The 1781-nt window shown below is 47.7% G+C and carries 1 protein-coding gene and 2 pseudogenes; 2 read left to right on the top strand and 1 reads right to left on the bottom strand.

Translation table 11 applies throughout. The features are described from left to right. A pseudogene (locus tag lacNas_RS13015) lies at nt 1–266 on the top strand (hypothetical protein); the annotation flags it as partial. 91 nt (nt 267–357) lie between these two features. On the opposite strand, the gene lacNas_RS13010 reads toward lacNas_RS13015, so the two are convergent. After that, nucleotides 358–1257: a LysR family transcriptional regulator gene (locus lacNas_RS13010; RefSeq protein ID WP_201330825.1), complete on the bottom strand. Its 900-nt coding sequence runs from the start codon at nt 1255–1257 to the stop codon at nt 358–360. A 367-nt stretch (nt 1258–1624) separates the two neighbouring features. On the opposite strand from lacNas_RS13010, the pseudogene lacNas_RS14540 reads away from it, so the two are divergent. Beyond that, nucleotides 1625–1781 (top strand): annotated as a pseudogene (locus lacNas_RS14540) (IS3 family transposase); the annotation flags it as partial.

The raw sequence follows: 1781 nt of genomic DNA, 5'->3' as shown, positions 1-1781 counted from the left end.
CGGCAGCCAGAGCGGCCAGCTGGGGCTGCCGGCTGAAGCCGGTCAAGCGCAAGTCGCTCTTAAACGATCCAGCCTATGTCAGAGAAAGCCGGCTGGAAGAGATCAAGGCCCTGGGGGCGCAGCAGATCCTGGCCGCTGCGGAAGATCATTATCTGAACTACTGCTCAGAAGAATTCCTAAAGGAATTCAGCGCCTGGAACTGGAACAAGCAGGACATGCGGCAATTGCTCAACTACTGCAGCAAGTCCTTTAACGAAATCAAATAGCCTTAAGTCCGCTTTTTGGATGGAAAAAAGGCCCCGGCAATAATCTGCCGGGGCCTTTATTTGCTTCTCGGATCCGGAAATGCCCGCTCTTTTAGCTCAGGTTTTGCGCCTTGAGCCAGTTCATCAGATCCAGAACGTGTTCATCTAGAACGTCTTTGCAAGTGAACAGGCTCAAGTCAGAGCTGAGTTCGGTTGCAAATTCAATCCGCTTCAGTCCTTCAGCTTCGTTGTCTTCGTCCAGCGGACCGGTGAAGGGCTGGATGGCCAGGCCTTGCTGAGCATAGACCATCATGGTCTGCGCTGAGACGTTATTGGCAAAGAAGATGCGGCTTTGCTTGCAGTCCTTTTCAATCTTGTCCTGCATCAGCGTAATCAGCGGTGAAGAACAGCTGAGATCCAGGAAGACCAGGTCGTTGCCGTCCAAGTCGCCTTCTACCAGCTTGTCCTTTTCAGCCAGCGGGCTGTCGCTTGGCACAAGCGCGCACCATTTGATCTTGCCAATGTTGTAGGCGTTGAAGTCTGGGAACTTCGGCATGGCTTCTGGCGTCGACAAGACCAAGTCGAGCTCGTGGGAGGCGAGCTTTTCAAACAAGACTGGACTGCTTTCAACGAATAATTCAATGTTGACCGTGTCGCGGCTGCGGCGGAACTTGCGGATCAAGCCTGGCAAAATCAGCTGTTCGGCCAAAATGCCGACCAAGCCGACCTTCAAGGTGATCTGCCCTTCAGACATGGCAATCCGCTTGGCCTTGGAAACAGCAGTGCGGTAGTCGTTCAGTTCGCTCTTGATGCTGTTGTACAGGGAGCGGCCGGCAGGAGTCAGCAGCATCTTGCGGCGAGAGCGGCTGAACAGCTGGTAGCCCAATTGCTTTTCAATTGAGGATATGGCCAGGGAAACTGCTGGCTGGGACATGTTCATGTTTTGCGCAGTCTTGGTAAAGCTCTGCGTCTGGGCGGCGTTTACAAAGATCTCTAAGTGTTCGATTCTCACGGGTTTTCTAAGCTCCTCATAAAAAATAAAGATTGAGATGTCGGATAGATATATGCTAAGCACATCAAACAGGTTCTGATATAATAATATATCAATTCTCCAAGAAATAAAAACACTTGTTATTAAAAAACACTTGTTATTAAAAAAAACGAAACTTTTAAAAAAAGCAATTTTTCTCTAACTTTTCCTAATTATCAAGGGAAAGAAGCGCTGTCAATGATTGAAAATAAAATCATTCGGATTCAGCAAGTGCTTTTGCGTGATATTATGACTAAACTTTATTGCTAAATGGACGAAAAATCAAGGGAAAAAAAGCCAAAATGATATGACCCCCGAAATTAGGACACTAATTTCGGGGGTTATTTTCATGACTAAATACACTAAAGAAATAAAACTCGCTATCTACCACGAATGGGTAGACGATCATAGAAGAGGCACCTACCTCAGCCGAAAATATGGGATGGAGCGTGGAGGAATCCAATATTTGGTAGACTTGATCCAAAAGCATGGCGAAGCCATTTTGG

This window comes from Lactobacillus nasalidis, from assembly GCF_016587775.1.
GTDB lineage: Bacteria > Bacillota > Bacilli > Lactobacillales > Lactobacillaceae > Lactobacillus > Lactobacillus nasalidis.
Note: the sequence above shows the minus strand (reverse complement) of the source record. Positions and strands in the feature narration are given on the sequence as shown.